This window comes from Kitasatospora sp. CMC57 (assembly GCF_045866025.2).
Taxonomy (GTDB): Bacteria; Actinomycetota; Actinomycetes; order Streptomycetales; family Streptomycetaceae; genus Kitasatospora.
The window spans coordinates 792419-812928 of sequence record NZ_AP035881.2 but is presented as its reverse complement, the minus strand read 5'-3'; the positions used below and the strand labels follow the sequence as shown (position 1 = coordinate 812928).

The 20510-nt window shown below is 71.4% G+C and carries 13 protein-coding genes; 2 read left to right on the top strand and 11 right to left on the bottom strand.

All coding sequences use genetic code 11. From position 1 onward, the window contains the following. Positions 1 to 10: 10 nt before the first annotated feature. The 11 genes from ACKUU6_RS03780 to ACKUU6_RS03730 form a co-directional block, all read right to left on the bottom strand. Positions 11 to 499, bottom strand: a complete 489-nt coding sequence (locus ACKUU6_RS03780; RefSeq protein WP_407986994.1) for a universal stress protein — start codon at positions 497 to 499, stop codon at positions 11 to 13. 4 nt (positions 500 to 503) lie between these two features. Beyond that, the gene (locus tag ACKUU6_RS03775; protein ID WP_407992029.1) at positions 504 to 1760 is read right to left on the bottom strand and encodes an SLC13 family permease; all 1257 of its coding nucleotides are present in this window, start codon (positions 1758 to 1760) and stop codon (positions 504 to 506) included. A gap of 79 nt (positions 1761 to 1839) precedes the next feature. Then, on the bottom strand, positions 1840 to 3954 hold the full coding sequence (locus ACKUU6_RS03770) for a beta-galactosidase (protein ID WP_407986993.1): 2115 nt from the start codon (positions 3952 to 3954) through the stop codon (positions 1840 to 1842). Positions 3955 to 4021: 67 nt separating this feature from the next. Beyond that, positions 4022 to 5767, bottom strand: coding sequence for a cellulase family glycosylhydrolase (locus ACKUU6_RS03765; RefSeq protein ID WP_407986992.1), 1746 nt, complete (start codon positions 5765 to 5767; stop codon positions 4022 to 4024). A gap of 160 nt (positions 5768 to 5927) precedes the next feature. Next, positions 5928 to 7433, bottom strand: coding sequence for a glycoside hydrolase family 43 protein (locus tag ACKUU6_RS03760; protein WP_407986991.1), 1506 nt, complete (start codon positions 7431 to 7433; stop codon positions 5928 to 5930). A 14-nt stretch (positions 7434 to 7447) separates the two neighbouring features. Continuing rightward, positions 7448 to 9586, bottom strand: a complete 2139-nt coding sequence (locus ACKUU6_RS03755) for a glycoside hydrolase family 36 protein (RefSeq protein WP_407986990.1) — start codon at positions 9584 to 9586, stop codon at positions 7448 to 7450. A 66-nt stretch (positions 9587 to 9652) separates the two neighbouring features. After that, on the bottom strand, positions 9653 to 11638 hold the full coding sequence (locus ACKUU6_RS03750; RefSeq protein ID WP_407986989.1) for a beta-galactosidase: 1986 nt from the start codon (positions 11636 to 11638) through the stop codon (positions 9653 to 9655). Positions 11639 to 11662: 24 nt separating this feature from the next. Next, positions 11663 to 12700 (bottom strand): LacI family DNA-binding transcriptional regulator, encoded by a 1038-nt coding sequence (locus tag ACKUU6_RS03745; protein ID WP_407986988.1) that lies wholly within the window; start codon positions 12698 to 12700, stop codon positions 11663 to 11665. 11 nt (positions 12701 to 12711) lie between these two features. Next, positions 12712 to 13683 carry a carbohydrate ABC transporter permease gene (locus ACKUU6_RS03740; protein WP_407986987.1) on the bottom strand — a complete coding sequence of 324 codons (972 nt, stop codon included), beginning with the start codon at positions 13681 to 13683 and terminating at the stop codon, positions 12712 to 12714. Then, on the bottom strand, positions 13680 to 14627 hold the full coding sequence (locus ACKUU6_RS03735) for an ABC transporter permease (protein WP_407986986.1): 948 nt from the start codon (positions 14625 to 14627) through the stop codon (positions 13680 to 13682). The genes ACKUU6_RS03740 and ACKUU6_RS03735 overlap by 4 nt, the downstream gene beginning before the upstream one ends. Then, complete coding sequence (locus ACKUU6_RS03730) at positions 14624 to 16303, bottom strand: ABC transporter substrate-binding protein (protein ID WP_407986985.1); 1680 nt, start codon at positions 16301 to 16303, stop codon at positions 14624 to 14626. Before ACKUU6_RS03730 ends, ACKUU6_RS03735 begins: the two co-directional genes overlap by 4 nt. A gap of 264 nt (positions 16304 to 16567) precedes the next feature. Here ACKUU6_RS03730 and ACKUU6_RS03725 point away from each other — a divergent pair, with 264 nt between their 5' ends. Next, positions 16568 to 19348, top strand: coding sequence for a glycoside hydrolase family 3 C-terminal domain-containing protein (locus tag ACKUU6_RS03725; protein ID WP_407986984.1), 2781 nt, complete (start codon positions 16568 to 16570; stop codon positions 19346 to 19348). A gap of 167 nt (positions 19349 to 19515) precedes the next feature. After that, positions 19516 to 20499 (top strand): acetylxylan esterase, encoded by a 984-nt coding sequence (locus tag ACKUU6_RS03720; protein WP_407986982.1) that lies wholly within the window; start codon positions 19516 to 19518, stop codon positions 20497 to 20499. Positions 20500 to 20510 lie beyond the last annotated feature (11 nt).

Genomic DNA, 20510 nt, shown 5'->3' with positions numbered 1-20510 from the left:
GTGGCCCGTGTCAGCCGGGGCCGGCTGCGGGGTGCGGCCAGACGAGCAGGACGGAGCACGGGGCGTGGTCGACGACGAAGCGACCGGCCGGCCCGAGGCTGTGCGGTCCGGGACCGGGGCGGGAACCGTCGCGGGCCAGCACCAGCAGCGAGGCGCCTGCCGCGGCGGCGACCACCTCCCGCTCGACCCTGCCGTACCCCACTCGGACGGTGGACGGCCGGCCGAGGCGTTCGGCGGCGGACCGCAGCAGGTCGGCGCCGGTGGTGGACGCGAGCTGTTCCAGGCGGGTGCCGGGATCGCTGCCCCAGCCCGCGCCCGGGTGGTCCGGGCGCGGGTGGCCGCGGCCGAGCAGTCCGGCGAACGCACCGTGGGCGGCGGCCGGTACCTCGGCTCCGGCGACGTACAGCAGGACGACCTCCGCCTCCGCCGGGGCGTGGGCGCGGGCGGCGTCCACGCAGGCGGGCCAGGTGCCCTCGGTGATCCAGACGACGACGGTCACGGTGTCACACTCCGAATGCGTGCAGTGACCCCCACAGTGCCACCACCGCCAGCACCAGGGAAGCAGGCACGGTGAGCAGTCCGAGCCGGGTGAACTCGCCCAGCCCGACCCTCGCGTCGTGGGCGTGCACGATCCGCCGCCAGAGCAGGGTGGCGAGCGAGCCGGCGTAGGTGAGGTTGGGGCCGATGTTGACCCCGAGCAGCGCCGCCAGGACCGCGCCGGGGCCGGCCGGGGCGGTGAGCGGGAGCATCACCAGGGTGGCCGGCAGGTTGTTGATCACGTTCGCCAGGACGGCGGCCAGCGCGGCGATGCCGAGCAGGGCCGACAGGCCGTCGCCCGTCGGCACGAGCTCGCCGAGTGCGTCGGAGAGGCCGTTGTCGACCACGGCCCGGACGACGATCCCGAGGGCCAGGACGAAGGCGAGGAATGGCAGGCTCACCGCGCGCAGGATCGCGACCGGCGTGGTGCGACGCCGGGCCAGGCCACGGACGGCGAGGGTCAGCGCACCGGCCAGCGCGGCCCAGGCGGGGTCGATCCCGACCGCCGAGGTGAGGACGAAGCCCGCGAGCGTGCCCGCGATGGTCAGCAGCGCGAACAGCGGCATCTCGGGCTCCGCCCCGGCCTGCTCGGCCGTGGCTCCGGCATCCAGGTCGGCGGCGAAGAACCGGCGGAACACCAGGTACTCGACACCGATCGCCACCAGCCAGGGCAGCGCCATCAGCGCGGCGAAGCGGGTGAAGGCCAGCCCGCTGGCCGCGAACGCGAGCAGGTTGGTCAGGTTGGAGACCGGGAGCAGCAGGGAGGCGGTGTTCGACAGGTGCGTACAGGCGTAGACGTGCGGTTTGGGCCGGGCACCCAGGCGCGCGGCGGTGGCGAACACCACCGGGGTCAGCAGCACCACTGTGGCATCCAGGCTGAGCACCGCCGTGATGACCGAGGCGATGGCGAACACCTGGACCAGCAGCCGTTTCGGTCTACCCGCCGAGGTGCGCGCCATCCACGCCCCGCAGGCTTGGAACAGGCCCTCCTCGTCGCAGAGTTGGGCGAGGACCAGCACGGCGGCCAGGAAGCCGATCACCGGTCCGAGCCGCTCGGCCTCCTGGGCCGCGTGGTCGAGGGAGATCGCACCGGTGCCGACCGCCAGGGCGGCGGCCGGCACCGCGACCACCGCCTCCGGCCAGCCGAACGGCCTGACCACCGCGCAGACCAGTACCAGCACCAGGAGGCCGACGGACAGTGCCTCGGCGAACGACGTACTCAGGACCCGCTCCCTTCTCGAACGATCACAGCCCTCATCGAAGCAGACCGGTCGAGCAGGGAAGGGCAGAGGGGGCTGCGACCTACGGCGTGGCGAAGACCCGTACGTCCCACGCGCCGAGGGACACCGATGTCCCGAGGGAGACCGACCCGCCGTCCAGGACGTCGGTCAGGTCCTCGGGCGCCCGGACCTCGGTGGGCTGCCAGCTCCAGTTGTGGACCACGTGCACGCGGCGGCCGTCGGGAGAGGTGCCGGTCGTCGCGGTGACCGACTCGGGCAGGTCGCGCCAGCCGCTGCGAGGCGTCGGCGCCAGCCAGGTGGCCAGCTCCCGGGCGAGGTCGCGTCCCGGTACGGTGCCGACGCAGGTCACCCGGCCCGCGCCGTGGCGGCGGGTCGTGACGGCGGGCCAGCGGCCGAAGTGCGGGTGGTCGTACTCGGCGAGCACCGTCGCGTCGACGACCGCGATTCCCTCCACCCAGCGGCTCGCGGTCGCGTCGGCGGGCAGCACCAGCGGGCTGTCGGCCGCAGCGCGCACCGGCAGGTCGGCGGCGAGGTTGCTGAACTCCTCGTACCGGACCCCGGCGGCCCTCACGAGGCGGGCGGGGGCCGCCTCGGGGCGCGCGCGGGCCTCGTGGTCGGCGTAGCCGGTACGCGGTCCGAGGACGAGGTGTCCGCCGGCCTCGGCGTAGGCGGCGAGCCAGTCGAGCATGGAGTCCTCGGCCAGGTACAGCCCGGGGACGATCAGCACGGGGTGGCGCTCGGCTGCCGACTCCGGTGGGACGCCGGCTCGTTCACCCCGGACGTCGTGCAGTTGGCGGGCGTGCAGGATCCGCACCTGGCGGCCGGCTTCGAACGCGCCACGGTAGAAGGGGTCGAAGATGCCGTGGTAGGCGGCCGGGTCCGGGCGCCCGTCGGTGGTGTCCAGCGGCGGGTACTTCTCCATCAGCCACCTGCTGGGATTCGAGTACACCATCGCGATGTCGGCGTCCGGCTCGATTCCGGCGACCAGCTGCCCCGCCTTCTCGAACTCCGCTCCCAGCCGAGCGAGTTCGGCGTACACCCGGCCCGGGCGAGCGCTGTGCGGCAGGATCCCGCCCCAGTAGGTCTCGGTGCCGAAATGCAGGGTGTGCCAGTGCCAGTACTCGATCATCCGCGCGCCGCGCGCCACCATGGCCCAGGCGGCCTGCCGCCACTGGCCGTCGAAGGCGGGCCGGTTGTCCGAAGGGCCGCCGATGGCCTGGGCGTTGGTCTCGGTGACCAGGAACGGTTCCTGGCGGGAGGAGAAGATCCGGTCGGCACTCTGGAGGAGTGCCCAGACGCCGGTGGCCTGCCAGCGGTCGTGGCCGTCGGGTGTGGGGTCGGGCAGAGCGAGGCTGTCCTGCATGTCGTAGTACGGGTTGCCCGCTGTGACGTCCAGACCGTCCGTCAGCTCGTCGTCCTCGAGTGCCGCGCGTCCGTACGAGATGCAGGTGGTGACGAACTGCTCGGGGCGGGCGTACTCGCGGGCGATGTCGGTCTGCCAGGCGATGAACTCGGTGGTCTGACGCGCCTGGAACGCCCGCCAGGCGACGTCGTACTGCGGCTGCTGGTTGCCGTCGGGCCGCCACAGGTCGGCCCAGGTGGAGAGGCGGTGCGACCAGTAGACCAGGCCCCATTCGCGGTTGAGGGTCTCCACGTCGCCGTACGTCTCACGGAGGTGGTCGACGAACCGCTGGAAGACGCCCTCGTTGTGAGGCAGGTGCACACCGGGCTCGTTGTCCACCTGGAAGCCGATCACGGCCGGGTGCGTGGCGTACCGGGCCAGGATCGCGCGGATGACGCGCTCGGCGTGGAAGCGGAAAGCGGGGTGGGTGAAGTCGGCCTCCTGGCGGGCACCCCAGCCGTGGCGCTCCCCGGTGGTCCGCTCGGCGGCGATCTCCGGGTACTGCCTGGCCAGCCAGGGCGGCACGGCGTAGGTGGGCGTGCCGAGCACCACGGAGATGCCGCGCTCGTGGGCGGCGTCCAACACCGGTTGCAACCAGTCCAGCTCGAAACGGCCGTTCGAAGGCTCCCAGGTGGACCAGACCGACTCGCCGACCCTGATGACGGTGAACTTCGCCGCCGCCATCAGGTCGAGGTCTTCCTTGAGCCGCTCGTACGGCTGGTACTCGTGGTAGTAGGCGGCGCCGAACAGGACGCGCGGGGGCAGCGGGAACATGACCGGACCTCGAAGGGTGGGGCCCCGGCCGCCCGGAGAGGGCGGCCGGGGCGGGGATGACGGATGGTCAGCCGACGGTGCCGGTCACCGTGCTGCCGGACTTGGTCACGTGGTACGTGACGGTGGCGCCGGTCCAGAAGCGGAAGGTGAACGTCACCGGGGCGTCGTCCTTGAGCGACTTGAGGAAGTCGGCCTTGACGGTGGTGGTGTTGGCGCCGTAGTCGGCGCGGTAGTTGTCGAACGACTGGTACGTGGTCCAGGAGGCCGGGCCGGCGGCGGTGCCGTCGGCGTACGTGGACTCCACGTTGGCCATCAGGGAACCGTTGAACCCGGTCGGGATGACGAGGCCGTCGGTGGTGCCGGTGGCGCCGGACATCACCGGCTTGTCGTACGAGCGCACGAAGAGCTTCCACGGCACGCCGTCGGAGAACCGGACTTCGAGGGTGGCGTTGACCCCGGCAGCACGGTCGCCGGCCAGCCGGGTGAGGGCGTCGGCGGTCAGGGTGAGCTGGTCGCCGTTGAGGGTGTAGTCGAAGTACGGCATCAGCGGGACGTTGCCCTGCCACAGCCCGGCGAACCACTGTCCGTTGCGGTTCAGGGTGATGGTCTGCGCCGCGATGGGGCCGGACTTCGGCAGGAAGACGTTGTCGGTGGAGGCGGTGCCCGAGCGGGTCCGCCAGGAGGTCTGCATCAGCGCCTTCATCTCGGGGACCTCCCACTGCATGGTGTCGCGGTTGAGGAAGTCGTGGTAGGCGTCCCAGACGGCGGTGGTCATGCCGTTGATCCGGGCTTCGTAGGCGACGTGCTCGAAGTACTTGAGCATCTCGCCGCGCTCGACGACGCCGGAGTAGGGCGAGGTGAGCAGGCCGTACTCGCCGAGGTAGACGGGGATGCCCTTGGCGACGAGGGTGTCGTGCACCCGGCGGAAGCCTTCGGTCAGGTCCGACTGGGCCTTGGCGTCGTAGGTCGGGCCGTTGGCGATGTTCACGCTGAACGGGTACCAGCTGTAGTAGTGCACGGTCGCCACCAGGTTGCGGTCGTGCAGCGAGTTGATCGTCGTCGACAGGTCGTCCAGCCAGTGCTGGGCGTTGTTGGTCTCCTCCGACGGCAGGACGAGCAGGCGGTCCTTGTTCTGCCCGCCGCTGTTGCGGACGATGTGGTGGAACGAGGTGTTGAGCTCCCGCAGGTACTGGGTCTTCTGGGCGTCGGTCGCGTCGGCGAACTGCGGCTCGTTGATGCTCTCGAAGAGCAGGGCGCGCGACTCGTCCTTGAAGGTGGTGGCGATCTGCTGCCAGGTCGAGTTGAACCGCGCCATGACGTTGTCGTGGTCGGTGGACATCTTGTTGATCCACTGCCACGAGTCGTGGTGCACGTTGATCTCGACGTAGAGGCCGTCCGCCAGGGCGAAGTCGACCACCTGCTTGACCCGCTTCATGTACGCCGGGTCGACGGTGTACGGCGCGGTGGCCGACTGGTGGGTGCTCCAGGTCACGGGGATCCGGACGCTGCGGAAGCCCTGGGCCTTCAGCCCGTCGAAGGTCGCCTTGGTGACGAGCGGGTTGCCCCAGGATGTCTCGTCGGGGATGGCGTCCAGGGTGTTGCCGAGGTTCCAGCTGGGCTGCATCGCGGCGACCGCGGCCATCGGGTCGTTGGGGACCCAGACCTTGTACGCTGCCGCCTGCGCCGAATCCGGGGCGCCCGGGGCGGCGAAGGCGGGGCCGGCGGTGAGACCGCCGGTGGTGGCCAGGGCCACCAGCAGGGCCGCGGAGCGGCGGAGCCGGCGGGTACGGGAGGTGCGCTGCACGTTCTGCACGGTTGTCCCTTTCGGTTGGAGCAAGATCCTGACGGGTGGTCAGGCCGTGATGCCGGTCACCGAGGTGCCCGACCGGGTCACCTGGTACTTCGCTGTGGCGCCCGAGTTGATGCCGTAGACGTGGTTGCCGGCCAGGCGGGCCGTTGCTCCTGACGAGTAGTCAGGAGAGTTGGTGGGGGTGGTAGTCGAACCAGTCGAAGTGGACGGTGCCTGAGGCGGCGTACATGCCGATCACCCGGCCGGTGAAGCCGCCGGCCACCTCGGTCGACAGGTAGCGGCCGTCGAGCTCGCCGAGCACGGTGAACGTCCCGTCCGGCGCCTCGATGCCGAAGGCGATCTGGTCGGGCCCGGTCCGCGGGCCCTGCGGCGGCTGCGGGGTGATCTCGAGGCCGAGGACCACCGGGCCGACGGGCACGGGGGCCGACCCCACCTCGGTGCGCAGCGGGCCGATCCGGGCGTACACCTTCACCTCGCCGGTAGCCGCCTCGATCTCGTAGTGGTGCTGCTCGTCCAGCCGGACGGCCAGGCCACCGCGCCCCTCGGTGGGGTCGACCAGGGTGCGCACCGCGCAGGACAGGTGCTGCTGGCGGCGGCCGACGAACGCCGGGTCGGGCTCGTCCAGGGAGGCGCCGACCGCGTGCAGGGTGAGCCAGCCGGAGCGCTCCTTGGTGGTGCACAACTGTGCCGGGCGCTCGCGCACCGAGATCCAGCAGGGCTGCAGCTCGGCGTGGTCGAAGTCGTCCCGGATCGGCGGCGTCGGGCCGGGCCGCAACGGCCAGGCGGGGGCAGGCGGTTCGAGCGAGAGCGGACCGACGACCGGCCAGTCGTCGACCCACTCCACCGGAGCGAGGAAGGTCTCGCGGCCGAGCACGTGCCAGCCGGGGGTGCCGCCGCCCGGCCGGACGCCGAGCAGCACCATCCACCAGGAGCCGTCGGGCGCCTGCACCAGGTCGGCGTGGCCGGTGTTCTGGATCGGATTACTGGTGCTTCGGTGGGTCAGGATCGGGTTGGCCGGGCACGGCTCGAACGGGCCCGCGGGCGTACGGCCGCGGGCGATGGACACGCCATGGCCGCGCTCGGTGCCGCCCTCGGCGATCAGCAGGTACCAGTAGTCGCCGATCCGGTAGAGGTGCGGCGCCTCGGGCGCCACGGCCGTACCCGACCACACCTTGTGCGGCTCGCCCAGCGTCTCGCCGGTGTGCGGGTCGAGGCGCACCTGCGACACCCCGGCGACGGTGCACCAGCAGGTGCCGTCCTCGTCCCAGGCCAGGTCCGGGTCGATGCCGTGCACTCCGGGCAGCAGGATCGGGTCGGACCACGGGCCGGCCGGGTCGGTGGCGGTGAACAGCAGGTTGCCGCTGTCGCTGACGTTGGTGACGATCAGCCAGAAACGGCCGTCGTGGTGACGCAGCGTCGGCGCGTAGATGCCGCCGGAGGAGGGCTGGTCGCGCGGTAGGCGCAGCTGGCTCGGCCGGTCCAGGGCGTTACCGATCTGCGTCCAGTTGACCAGGTCGCGGCTGTGGAAGACGGGGATGCCGGGGAAGTACTCGAAGCTGGAGCACACCAGGTAGTAGTCGCCGCCGACGCGGCAGATGCTGGGGTCGGGGTGGAAGCCGGGGATCACCGGGTTGGTGACGGTGCTCTCCGTGCGGTGCTGATCTGACACTTTGTCAAATCCTCTCAGTGAAGGTTGTGGTGGTCCAGGCGGAGCAGCACGGCCGACGGTGCGGCGGGAAGCGACAGGGTGAGTTCGGCGGAGTCCGGGTGCCAGGTGGGCACGGCCTGGCTCGCGGAAGGGTAGAGCAGCTCGGGCCGCAGGTCCGTGCCCAGCAGGTGGGGTAGCGGGAGGGTGGCGGTGTTCTCCGCCCCGGGGCGGCGCCAGACGGTCAGGTAGGTGACGTCGGCGGTGTGCAGGGCCAGGGCGACCCAGGGGGCGTCCCAGGCAGGCAGGCCCAGCGGCCAGGCGGGCACCGCCTGCGGCAGGTCGGCGCGTACGGACTTGTACACGGTCACCGCTTCGTGGACCAACGCCGTTGCTTCCGAGCCCAGTTCAGCCAGCTCGCCGGAGAGGTGGATCCGGCCGAGCAGCGCGGTGGCCATGGTGAAGGCCACCTCGTCGAGCGAGTCCTCGGGCAGCGGATAGGCCCACACGGCCCCCTGCTCGGGGGTGACGGCGGTGGGCGCCGCCGCCGCGATCGGCGGGTAGAGCAGCAGGTCCTGCTGGTCGCTGGTGGACTGGAGTTGGAGCCGGGAGAGCAGGGCGTAGTCCATTCGCATGCCGCCGGAGGCGCAGTTCTCGATCACCAGGTCCGGGTGGCGGTCGAGGATGCCGTCGAGCCAGTCCAGGTGGGCCCGGTTGTGCTCGAGCTGTCCTGCGGCCGGCGTCTCCTCCGGGTGGTTGCTGGTGCCCGAACCGTGGTTGGTGTTGTGGTCGAGCTTGAGGTAGCCGACACCCCACTCGCCGACCAGGCGGTCCACCACACGGTCCAGGTGGGCGCGGGCGGCCGGATGGCGCAGGTCCAACTGGTAGCGGCCGGCCGCCTCGACGACGCGTTGCCCGTCGCGGCGGAAGAACGCCTCCTCGGGCAGTGTCTTCGCCATCGGGCTGTTCACCCCGACCGCTTCCGGCTCCAGCCAGATGCCGGGGACCAGGTGCCGCTCCCGGATCCGGTCGAGGACTTCGTGGATCCCGCGCTCGCCGGGGAAGCGGGAGACGGACGGCTCCCAGGCGCCGACCGTGTCCCACCAGCTCTTCTGCTCTTCGGCGTACCAGCCGGCGTCGATGACGAAGTACTCCGCGCCCGCCTCGGCGGCGGCGTCGACCAGCGGCAGGAGGGCGGCCGTGGTGGGGTCGCCCATCAGGCAGTTCATGTAGTCGTTGAAGATGACCGGCAGCCGGGCGTGGTCGGCGTGCGGCCGGCGGATCGCCCGGCGGTAGCGGGTGAGCGTCGCGAAGGCCGCGTCCGGGCCGCCCTGCGCGGCGAACGCCAGGGCCACCGGTACGGTGCGGAACTCGGCCCCGGGCGCCAGCGGGTGGCGCCAGCCGTGGTCCTGGTCGGTGGGGCCGAACAGCGCCGCGTAAGCCGTGTTGTCCCGTTCGCCGCTCTCCCAGCGCCAGCCGCCACCGTTGTGCTCGATCTGCCAGACCCAGCTGCGGCCGGACCGACGGTCGGTCAGGCCGCCCATCGGGAGGTGGCCGAGGCTGGACCAGGTGCCCTCACCGGCCACCACGCGCGGGCTCTTGGCGCTGTTGAAGTGGAACCGGCGGTTCAGCGCGGGAGAGGTCACCCGCAGCGGGCTGCGCTGCCATCGGCACTCGGCCAGCCAGTCGTTCTCCGCCCACAGCAGGTCGGCGGCGTCCAGGTCCGCCGGGTCGCCGGAGGTGAGGCAGCCCGCGACGAGCGAGCCGACCGACTCCAGGTTCAGGATCGCCCCGCCCTCGTTGCGCAGCACCACCTCGCTGCGCAGCACCGGCAGACCGTCCGGGGACCGGTAGACGACCTCGGCGGTGAGGCCGGTCTCGGGCTCGTGGAGGTCGAGGGTGAGCACGTGCCAGTCACCTTCGCGGGCCGAACGGTGGGACCGGTGGCGCAGCCGGGCGCCGACGGCCGTGTCGATGAGGTTGCGGCCCGACCAGAAGCGGCCGTGGCCGGTGACCGTCACCTCCACCAGCGGGAGCGGGGCGCCCGGCTGCGGACACTGCCCGGTTTCGCCGGGCGAGCCGATGCGGGAGAGGCGAGGCCGGCCGTCCTCCTGGAGGGCGATCTCCAGTTCCAGGGCGCCGTGGCCCCAGCGGATCGTCTGGTCGTCGTCGGACATGGTGGATCTTCCTCCGGGGGGAGTCGAGGAGTCGTGCGCTGCGGACGGGCACTTCGGCCGTCCGGTTCAGTCGGCGCGCAGGACCGCGCAGCCGCCGGCCGGCAGGTGGTCGGCGGGGCCGCCGGTCAGCAGGTCGTGGGCGGGCCCGGGCAGCGGGGCGGCCCGGTCGCGGTGGTTGATCAGCACGTGCCAGCGGCGGCCGTCCGGAGCGTGCCGGGTGACCGCTTCGACGCCGGGAGGCAGGCCGGGCAGCGCCGGGCCCGCACCGCTCTCCCTGAGGAGCCGCTCGACCAGGGCCGCGTAGCCGGTGTCGTCGAGGCGGGTGGAGAGGTACCAGCCGACTCCCGCCCCGAAGCGGTGGCGGGTCAGCGCGGGGCTCCCGGTGAGCATGCCGTCGGTGTACGCGGCGAGCGCCTCGGCGCCCTCGGTCCGCAGCGACTCGCTCCAGGCGGTGCCGTACGAGCCGTCGGAGAGCACGGCTTGCTCGTCCCGGCGCAGTGGGCGGTACTCCTCCACCCGCACGCCCAGCGCCTCGCGCAGCGGCGCGGCCGGGTAGCCGCCGAGCCGGGAGTGCATGCGCTGGTCGACGGCGCCGCTGAAGTGCTGGACGAGCAGCGTTCCGCCGCCCTCGACGTAGCGACGGAGGTTCTCGGCGCCCGCGTCGGAGAGCAGGAACAGGGCCGGCGCAATGACCAGTCGATACCGACTCAGCTCGTGCTCGGGGTGCGCGAAGTCGGTGGTGACGCGGGCGTCCCAGAGCGCCCGGTGGGCGCGGCGCAGCGTGCCGTGGTAGTCCAGCTCGGCCGACGGCAGCCCGTCGGCGTCCATCGCCCACCAGGCGTCGGAGTCGTGCAGGACGGCGACCTCGGCGCGGACGGTGGACCCCGCGAGTTCACCGAGCCGGGCGACTCCCGCGCCGACCTCGGTCACCTCGCGGAAGATCCGGCTGTCCGGCCCGGCGTGCGGGACCATCGCCGAGTGCCACTGCTCGGCACCCGCCCTGGACTGCCGCCACTGGAAGAACAGCGCGCCCTCCGAGCCCCGGGCGATGTGGCCGAGGGAGTGCCGGAGGATCTCGCCCGGCTCCTTGCCGAGGATGCGGTCCCCGGCGTAGACGGTGTTGGTGCCCTGCTCCATCAGCAGCCAGGGAACGCCGCCGCCGAAGGAGCGGGCCCGGTCGGCGCCGAAGGCGGTGTCGGCGGCGGCGTCCACGCCGGGCGCGGCGGGGTAGTGGTCGACGGACACCAGGTCGACCTCGCGGCCGAAGGCCCACAGGTCCAGGTTCTGGTAGCCGGGTAGCATCAAGTTGGTGGTCACCGGACGGTCGCTGTGCGCGCGGATCGCGTCGCGCTGCTCGCGGTAGGCGGCGAGGGTCTCGTCCGACCAGAAGCGGCGGAAGTCCACCGCCTGGCCGGGGTTGTGGTGCCACTGGGTGGCGCGGGGCGGCTGGATCTGCTCCCAGGAGCCGTACCGCTGGCTCCAGAACGTGGTGCCCCAGGCCTCGTTGAGGGCATCGAGGGAGCCGTGGCGCTCGCGCAGCCAGACCCGGAAGGCCGCCGCGGTGTGCTCGCACCAGCAGAGTGTCACGTACTCGTTGTGCACGTGCCACAGGGCCAACGCCGGGTGGTCGCCGTAGCGTTCGGCGAGCGCGGCGGCGATCCGGGCGCAGGCGCGGCGGTATGCGGGCGCGGCCAGGCAGTAGGTGTCACGGCTGCCGTGGGTCAGGCGGTTGCCCTCGGGGGTGACCGGCAGGGCGTCGGGGTGGGCCAGGGTGAACCAGGGGGGCGGGGAGGCGGTCGGGGTGGCCAGGTCGACGGCCACGCCGGCCGCGTGCAGGCGGTCGAGCTGGGCGTCCAGCCAGGCGAAGTCGTAGCGGCCCTCCTCGGGTTCCAGCAGCGCCCAGGAGAAGACGCCGACGGTCGCCAGGTTGACGCGGGCCCGGCGCATCAGCTCCTCGTCCTCCTTCCAGACCTCCTCATCCCACTGCTCCGGGTTGTAATCGCCGCCGTAGGCGAGACCGCCCAGCCGGTCGGTCAGTCGACTCGTCGTCACGTATGGCTCCTGTCGTGGTGGGCATCAGCGGTGGAGACCCCGGAGCGGGGCGGGTGCGGTGCTCTCACGGACGATCAGTTCCGGTGTCAGCAGGACCTGTTCGTCCGTCGGCTGCACGCCGTCGGCCGCCGCGGCGATCCGGGCCAGCACCTGGCGGACGGCGATCCGGCCGATCTCCTGCTTCGGCCCGGTCACGGCCGTGAGCCGGGGAGCGAACCCCTCGGCCAGCGGCGTGGGACACAGGGCGACCACCGACGCGTCCTCCGGGACGGACCGGCCACCGGACCGCAACAGGCTCAGCAGCGGGCCGATCGCGCCCTCGTTCTGCACCACGAACCCCGTGGTGTCCGGACGGTCCGCGAGGATGCGGGCCAGGGTGCCGGCCGTGCTCTCGTACGTCCCCTCGCAGGTCCGGTGCAGGAAGCGCAGGCCGCGCTGCGCGGCCCGGTCACGGAAGCCGGTCAGCGTCCGCTCCGCGTAGCCGGCCTGACGCAGGTAGACGGCGGCGCCGTAGCCGACGAAGGCGACCTCGCGGTGGCCCAGGTCGGCGAGGTGGTCGGCGCAGAGCGCGCCGGCCGCCTCGAAGTCCTGGTCCACGCAGGAGAGTCCGCGCTGGTCGTCCGGCAGCCCGATCAGCGCGGCCGGTGTGCCGAGGGCGCGCAGCACCGGGATCCGGTCGTCGTCCAGCCGGACGTCCATCAGGATCACGCCGTCCGCGAGACCGGTGGCGGCGACCCGGCGGACCCCTTCGGGGCCCTCGTCGTTGGTCACCAGCAGCACGTCGTAGCCGTGCCGGCGGGCGGTGGCGGTGACCGCGACGGCGATCTCCATCATGATCGGCACGTTGACGTCGGTGTGCAGCGGCACCACCAGGGCGATGATGTGCGAGCGCTTGCCGGCCAGGGCGCGGGCGCCCGCGTTGGGGTGGTAGCCGAGGTCCACGACGGCCTGTTCGATCCGCCGTCTGGTCTCCTCCGCGATCGGGCGCTTGCCGCTGAGCGCATAGCTGACCGTGCTGGACGAGACGCCCGCGCGCCTGGCCACGTCGACGAGTGTCACCATCGGTTCGCCCGTCAGCCCTTGATGGCGCCGGTGAGCACGCCGGTACGCAGGTGCTTCTGCACGAACGGGTAGACGGCGACCAGCGGTACCAGGGTGAGGACCACCACGGCCATCTGCAGGGACAGCGGCGCGGTCTGCACGTGCGCGTTGCCGAAGCCGGTGTTGAGAGAACCCGGCAGGCCGTTGCCGCGGTTGACGTAGGTGAGCAGCACGTACTGCAGCGGCCACTTCTGACTGTCCGTCGGCATGTAGAGCATGACGTTGAAGAACGAGTTCCAGTAACCGACGCCGTAGAAGAGCGCGATCACCGCGGTCACCGCGCGCGAGGTGGGCAGCACGACGGACCAGAGGATCCGCCACTCGCCCGCGCCGTCCATCCGCGCCGCGTCGATCAGTTCCCCGGAGGTCCCGGAGTAGAAGGCGCGCAGTACCAGGATGTTGAAGACGGAGACCGCGCTCGGCAGGATCAGCGCCCACCACTGTCCGTAGCCGCCGAGCCCGGTGACCACCAGGAAGCTCGGGATCAGGCCGCCGTTGACGAACATGGTGATGATCAGGAGCACCAGGATGGGCCGGTGCCCGAGCGACCGGGGCCAGGAGAGCCCGTAGGCGCAGAGCACCGAGACGATCATCGACACCGCGGTGCCGACGGCGGTGATGCCGAGGCTCACCAGCAGCGCGGTGAGCACGGTGCTGTCGGCCAGCATCTCGCGGTAGGCCTGGGTGGTCAGGCCGTCCGGCCAGATCACCAGCCCGCCCGCCCGGTTGATGGCTCCCGGGGTGGAGAAACTGGTCAGCAGGATGATCCACATCGGGACCAGGACCACGGCCAGGACCCCGCCGAGCGTCAGCCCCTTGGCGGCCTGGCCGACCGTGCTCGGCGGCTCCTGCCACGGTGGACGGGCGGACCGGCTGCGGCGCCGGGAGGCGGCCGCCGCGCGGCGTTCGCCGCTCTTGCGGCCGATGGTGAGTGCATTGGTCATTTCCGGTACAACCCGTCCTCGCCGAAAGCGTGCGCCAGCCGGTTGGCGCCCCAGATGAGCAGCAGGGAGATCACGCTCTTGAAGAGCCCGGCCGCCGCGCCGTAGCTGTAGTCGCCGGTGGCGATGCCGTAGTAGAAGGAGAAGGTGTCCAGCACGTCCGCCGCGTCCTTGCCGACCGCTTCGCGCTGGATCAGGAACTGCTCGAAGCCCACCGACAGGGCGTTGCCCAGCCGCAGCACCAGCATCAGGACGATCACCCCGCGCAGACCGGGCAGGGTGATGTGCCACATCCGCCGGAACCACCCCGCGCCGTCCGCCGCGGCGGCCTCGTACAGCTCGCTGTTGATCGCGCTGAGGGCGGCCAGGAAGACGATGATCCCCCAGCCTGCCTCCTTCCAGACGGACTGGGAGGTGACGAGCAGCGCGAAGGTGTCCGGGTTGCTCATGATGTCCCAGGTACTGAGGTCGTGCTGGCGCAGGAAGTGGTTGAGCACGCCCGCGCCTCCCAGCATCTGTTGGAAGATGGTGAGCGCGAGCACCCAGGAGAAGAAGTGCGGGAGGTAGACGACGGACTGGATGAAGTTGCGTGTCCGTTCGCTGAGCACCGTGTTGAGCAGCAGGGCCAGCACGATCGGGATCGGGAAGAACAGGATCAGCTGGACGAAGCTGAGGTAGAGCGTGTTCTGCAACGACCCCCAGAACAGCGGGTCGTTCAGCAGCCGCTGGAACTGGTCGAACCCGACCCACTCGCTGTGCCAGACCCCGATCAGCGGGTCGTACTCCTGGAACGCGGTGGCCACGCCGAACAGCGGGACGTAGCTGAACACGATCAGGAGCAGGACCGCGGGCACCGTCATCAGCAGCAGCGAGCGGTCACGCCGCAGCTTGATCCGCCAGTTGAGCCGGGCCGGTGACTGCGGGCGCTCCGTCGGGGCGGTACTCACTGGCCCGTGCCGTACTTGCTCAGGACGTTGTCGGTCATCCACTGCTTCAGCCGGTCACCGCCGCCGGCCTTCCAGCCCGCGATGGCCTCCTGGACCTCGGAGACCTTCTTCTTCCCGTGGTAGCAGTCCTTGACGGCGTCCTCGACGCCCTTCGCGGCCAGGGCAGTGGACATCGCCTGCGGCATGCTGAGGTTCATGCCCAGGAACGGCGGCTTGGCGAGGTACTTGACGTTGGTGGCCTGCCAGGCGGCGTAGTCGGTGGTGATCCGGTCGTTGCCCGGGTTGCTGAGCACGTTCGAGGCGGAGGCCAGGAACGGGAAGGTGGTCGCCTGGACGTCCTTCTTGCCCTCGTCGGTGAAGGTCGGCACCCCGTTGACGCGGGTGTGGTGCTGGCCCTCCACGCCGTAGTTGACCATCGTGAACTCGGCGGTTCCGTACGGTGCGGCCAGGTAGTTGGCGACCTCGAGCAGTTCCTCGATCTGAGCGGGCTTCAGACCGGCGTTGAGGTAGCTCACCAGGCTGGCGGAGGGGCCCAGCGGGATCACGGGTGTGCTCTTGCCGTCGGCGGAGATGGCGCTGAAGGCGCCGCGCCGGTAGTCCGGGTTCGCGGCGGTCCCGGACTGGTGGTCGCTCAGGTTCCAGATGCCCATGCCGCCGCCCTGGATCAGGACCTGTCCGCTGTAGAAGCGGGTGTTGGCATTGGCGTTGTTGCCGGCCAGGGCGTCCGGGTGCATGTAACCAGAGGTGGCGAGGCGGTAGTGCCAGTCGAGGGCCTCCAGGTACTCCTGGGTCTCGTAGGCGTGGATCAGCTTGCCGTTGTCGACCTTCCACTTCTGCGGGGCGCCCCAGCAGGTGTACAGGTAGGTCCACACGTCGTCGAAGGCCCACACGCCGCGCTTGGCGTCGGTCAGTTCCTTGCCGAGCCGCATCAGGTCGTCGGCGGACTTGACCTGGTCGGCGGTGATGCCCCGGCTCTCGAGGATGTCCCGGCGGTAGAAGGTGCCGCCCGCGATGACGAAGGAACTGGAGTACGAGGGGATGCCGTAGAGCTTGTCGCCCCAGACCCCGACCTGCCAGGCGCTGGTGGGTATGGCGGCCAGGTTGGGGTACTTCTTGACCTTGTCGCCCGCCAGGTACGGCGTCAGGTCGGCGAGTTGGTTGCCGACGAGGCCGCCGGTGTTGAAGGTGGCGTTCCACCAGGCCGGCAGCTGGATCCAGTCCGGCAGCTGCTTGGCGGCGGTCATGGTCGCGATGATGGTGTCGTAGTTGTTCCCGTCCGCCGGCTTCATGGTGAGGTTCACCCCCAGCGCCTTGTTCATGGCCTGGTAGAAGGAGTTGCCCACCGGCGGGACGGTGCCCCAGAGCGGGGTGACCGCCGTGTAGTTGCCGCCCTTGCCGGGGACGCCGGAGACACTGGCGACCGGGGAGGCCGGGTAGGTCAGGAAGCCGGGATCGGTGGCCGAGCCGGCGGGACCGGCCACGGACGGGATGTCCGGCTTGACGGCGGCGCTGGCGGCGTAGGCCGGCAGGGCGGCCTTGAGGCCGGTCTCGGTGTTCGCACCGGTCTTGCGGTTGCCTCCGTCGCCGCAAGCGGTGAGGAGCGGGGCCATCGCGGCGGCTCCCGCGACGGACACGGCGGCACTGATGAAGCTCCTGCGGTTCAGCTCGGTTCTCATGGTGGAGACGGCCCTTCCACTGCGGAGTTGTCGAAGCGCTTGGATATTGCGGCGAGACTAACGACGCGTTACGGGTTCAGCAAGGCCCTGAACAATTCCAAATTTCCTCTGTGCACTGGTAGTTGACAGGCCCCCCGGGTCCATGTCAGCGTCGAAGCGCTTCGATGAATGGTCACAGCGCCACGCCTGTCCGAAGGGTTCCCGTTGACTTCCCAGCCCGTTTCCGCAGATCACCTGCCCCCGTTCCGTGATCCAGAGCTGCCGTTGCGCAAGCGCGTCGACGACCTGCTGGAGCGGCTCACGCCCGACGAGAAGCTCGCGATGCTGCACCAGTACGCGCCGGCCGTCCCGCACCTGGGTGTTGCCTCGTTCCGCACCGGCAGCGAGGCCCTGCACGGCGTGTCCTGGCTCGGGGTGGCGACGGTCTTTCCACAGGCCGTCGGCCTCGGCGCCACCTGGGACGAAGAGCTCGTCCGCCGGGTCGCCGAGGCGGTCTCGGTCGAGCTGCGTGCCTTCCACTACCACCGCCCGACCGCTTCGGGCACCGGCACCAACAGCCTGCAGGCCTGGGCGCCCGTGCTGAACCTGCTGCGCGACCCGCGCTGGGGCCGCAACGAGGAGGGCTACTCCGAGGACCCGGTGCACACCGCACGGCTCGGCGAGGCGTACTGCCGCGGGCTGGCCGGTGACCACCCGACGTACCTGCGCACGGCGCCGGTACTCAAGCACTTCCTCGCGTACAACAACGAGGACGACCGCTGCATGACCTCCTCCGCGGTGCGTCCGCGGGTGCTGCACGAGTACGACCTGGCGGCCTTCCGGCCGGTGGTCGCCTCCGGCGCCGCCACCGGGGCGATGGCAGGCTACAACCTGGTCAACGGCCGTCCCTGCCACGTCAGTCCGCTCATCGAGACGGAGCTGCGCCGCTGGGCGCGGCCGACCGGGCACGAGCTGTTCGTGGTGAGCGACGCCGAGGCGCCGTCCAACCTGGTCGACCCCGAGCACTACTTCGAGGACCACGCGCGGGGCCACGCGGCGGCACTGAAGGCCGGCATCGACAACTTCACCGACCACGGCGAGGACAGCGCAACGCCCGTCGGTCGCCTGCGCGAAGCCCTGGAGCGCGGTCTGATCGACCAGACCGACGTCGACCTCGCGGTCCGGCGGCAGCTCGAACTCCGGTTCCGGCTCGGCGAGTTCGACCCTGAGCTGGACCCGTACGCCGGGATCGGCCCTGAGGTGATCGACAGCCCCGAGCACCACGCCCTCTCCCGGGAGGCCGCCACCGAGTCGGTGGTGCTGCTCAAGAACGACGGCCTGCTGCCGCTCGATCCGGCCCGCACCCCTAGGGTCGCCGTGATCGGCCCGCTCGCCGAGATGCTGTGCGAGGACTGGTACAGCGGCACCATGTCGTACCAGGTCACCGTCGCCGACGGGCTCACCGCCGCGCTCGGTGCCCACGGCGGTGAGGTGGTCCGGGTGGAGGGCAGCGACCGGATCGCGCTGCGGTCGCGCGTCAGCGGTGAACTGCTGGGCTCCGACGCGTTCGACGTAACCGACTGGGGCCGGGGCATGCTGACCCTGCGGGCGGCCGGAACCGGCCGCTACCTCAGCCTCAAGGACGACGGCACGCTGGTGGCCGACCAGGAGATCCTCAAGAGCTGGGAGATCCACGAGACCTTCCGCCTGGAGCCGGCCGAGGACGGCGACGTGCTGTTGCGCTCGGTGCACTCCGGCCGTTACGCGGCCGTCGACCCGGCCGACGGCCGGGTGACCGTCACCGCCGACGGCCCGGAGAGTGCCGAACGCTGGCAGCGCGATCTGCTGCGCGACGGCAAGGCCGAGGCGCGGGCGGCCGCCGAGGCGGCCGACGCCGCCGTAGTGGTGCTCGGCAGTCACCCGCTGGTCAACGGCCGCGAGACCGAGGACCGGGTCGACACCGCGCTGCCCGCCGGCCAGGAGGCGCTGCTGCGCGCGGTGGCGAACGCCCGTCCGGAGACGGCGCTGGTGGTGATGAGCAGTTACCCGTTCGCCGTCGACTGGGCCGACGGGCACCTGCCCGCCGTGCTGTGGACCTCCCACGGCGGCTCGGAGACCGGGAACGCGCTGGCCGACGTGCTGCTCGGTGCGGCCGAGCCGTCCGGACGGCTTCCGCAGACCTGGTACCGGGGCGACGACCGTCTGCCCGCACCGCTCGACTACGACATCATCACCGCGGGCTGGACCTACCAGTACCACCAGGCCGCGCCGCTCTACCCCTTCGGCCACGGACTGTCCTACACCGAGTTCGCCCACCGGGACCTGCGGCTGTCCGAGCCGTCGATCACGCAGGACGGCTCCCTCGACGCGACGCTGACGGTGGCTAACACCGGCCACCGGCCGGGCAGTGAGGTGGTCCAGGTCTACGTCCGCGCCCTGGACGCCCGCTACCAGGCCCCACGCCTGCGCCTCGCCGACTTCGCCAAGATCCGGCTGGATCCGGGTGAGAGCCGGGAGCTGACCTTCCGGCTGCCGGCCGACCGGCTCGCCCACTGGGACGTCACCACCGGCGCGTTCACCGTCGACCCCGGCGCGTACGAGATCATCATCGCCCGCTCGGCCGAGCACCCGGTCCTCACCGCGCCGCTGACCGTCACCGGCCCCCGGCCGCAGCCCCGCGCGGTGGTCGAACGCCGGACCCTGGCAGTCGACTTCGACAGCCACGTCGGCAGCACCATCGTCGACGCCACCCGCACCGACGGCGACGCCGTCACCCCCGCCGACCCCACCCAGCCGGCCACGCTGCTCTTCCGGGGCGTCGACCTCTCCGGCGCGGTCCGGATCGAAGCCGAGACCGCACACGAGGTCACGGGCGACGCGAAGCTCGAATTCCGTTCCGGTGACCAGCTGTTGGCGGAGATCGACGTCCCCGCCACCGGCCACCGCCACACCTGGACCACGGTCGCCACCGAACTGAACACCCCGCCCGTCGGCCAGCAGGACCTGACGGTGACCCTGCACGGCGAGGTGCGCCTGCTGGCCTTCCACTTCGGCACAGCCCACTGAGTTCCGGGGAGGGTCCCGACAACTACCGTGTGGATCACCGGGAGTTGTCGGACCCGCCCCCGGTCACCGAGAACGGCGGCCCGCCCCGGGGGGACGGGCCGCCACCCGTACATCGCCCGGGACGGCCGTCACCCGTCCCCTCCGCTCTCCCATCCGAGGAAGCCGCCATGCCGCTCACCGACTTCGGCCTCGACGAACTGACCGCCTACCGGCCGGAGATGAACGCTCCGGAGGAATTCGACGCGTTCTGGCAACGGACACTCGCCGAAGCCCGCACCCACGACGGGGCCGTCAAGGCCGAACGTGTCACCTCGCAGTACGCACTGCGCACCGTCGAGGTCGACGACGTACGCTTCCCCGGCTGGAACGGCGAACCGGTGGCCGCCTGGCTGCTGCGCCCCGCCGGCGCGGAGGGCCCGCTGCCCGTCGTCGTCACCTACATCGGCTACTCCGGCGGCCGCGGGCTACCCACCGACCACCTCTTCTGGTCCGCCGCCGGATACGCCCAACTCGTCGTCGACAGCAGGGGCCAGGGCCACGACACCCCGGACCTGGGGATGGGCGACGGCACGCAGTGGAGCGAAGGATTCATGACCCGGGGCATCGACTCCCCGGAGAACTACTACTACCGCCGCCTGATCACCGACTGCGTGCGCGCCGTCGACGCCGTCGCGCAGCTGCCCGGCCTCGACACCGACCGGATCGTACTGACCGGCGGCAGCCAGGGCGGCGGCCTCGCGCTGGCGGTCGCCGGACTCGTCGGGGACCGGGCGGCAGCGGTGATGCCGGACGTACCGTTCCTGTGCCACTTCCGCCACGCCGCCCAGATCGCCGGCGAAGGGCCGTACCAGGAGATCGTCAAGTACCTGCGCTGGCACAGCCGCCACAAGGTGGAGCCGACCCTCGACACCCTGGACCACTTCGACGGTGTCCACTTCGCCCAACGGGCCACCGCTCCCGCCCTGTTCAGCGTCGGACTGATGGACCCGGTCTGCCCGCCGTCCACCGTCTACGCCGCCTTCAACCACTACGCCGGCCAGGACCGCACCATGACGGTCTGGCCCTTCGCCGACCATGGCGGCGGCTGCGGCTCCAACCCGCCCGCCCAGCTGACCTGGCTGCGCGAGCGTGGACTGGCGGTGCAGCTGTGACCACCACTCCC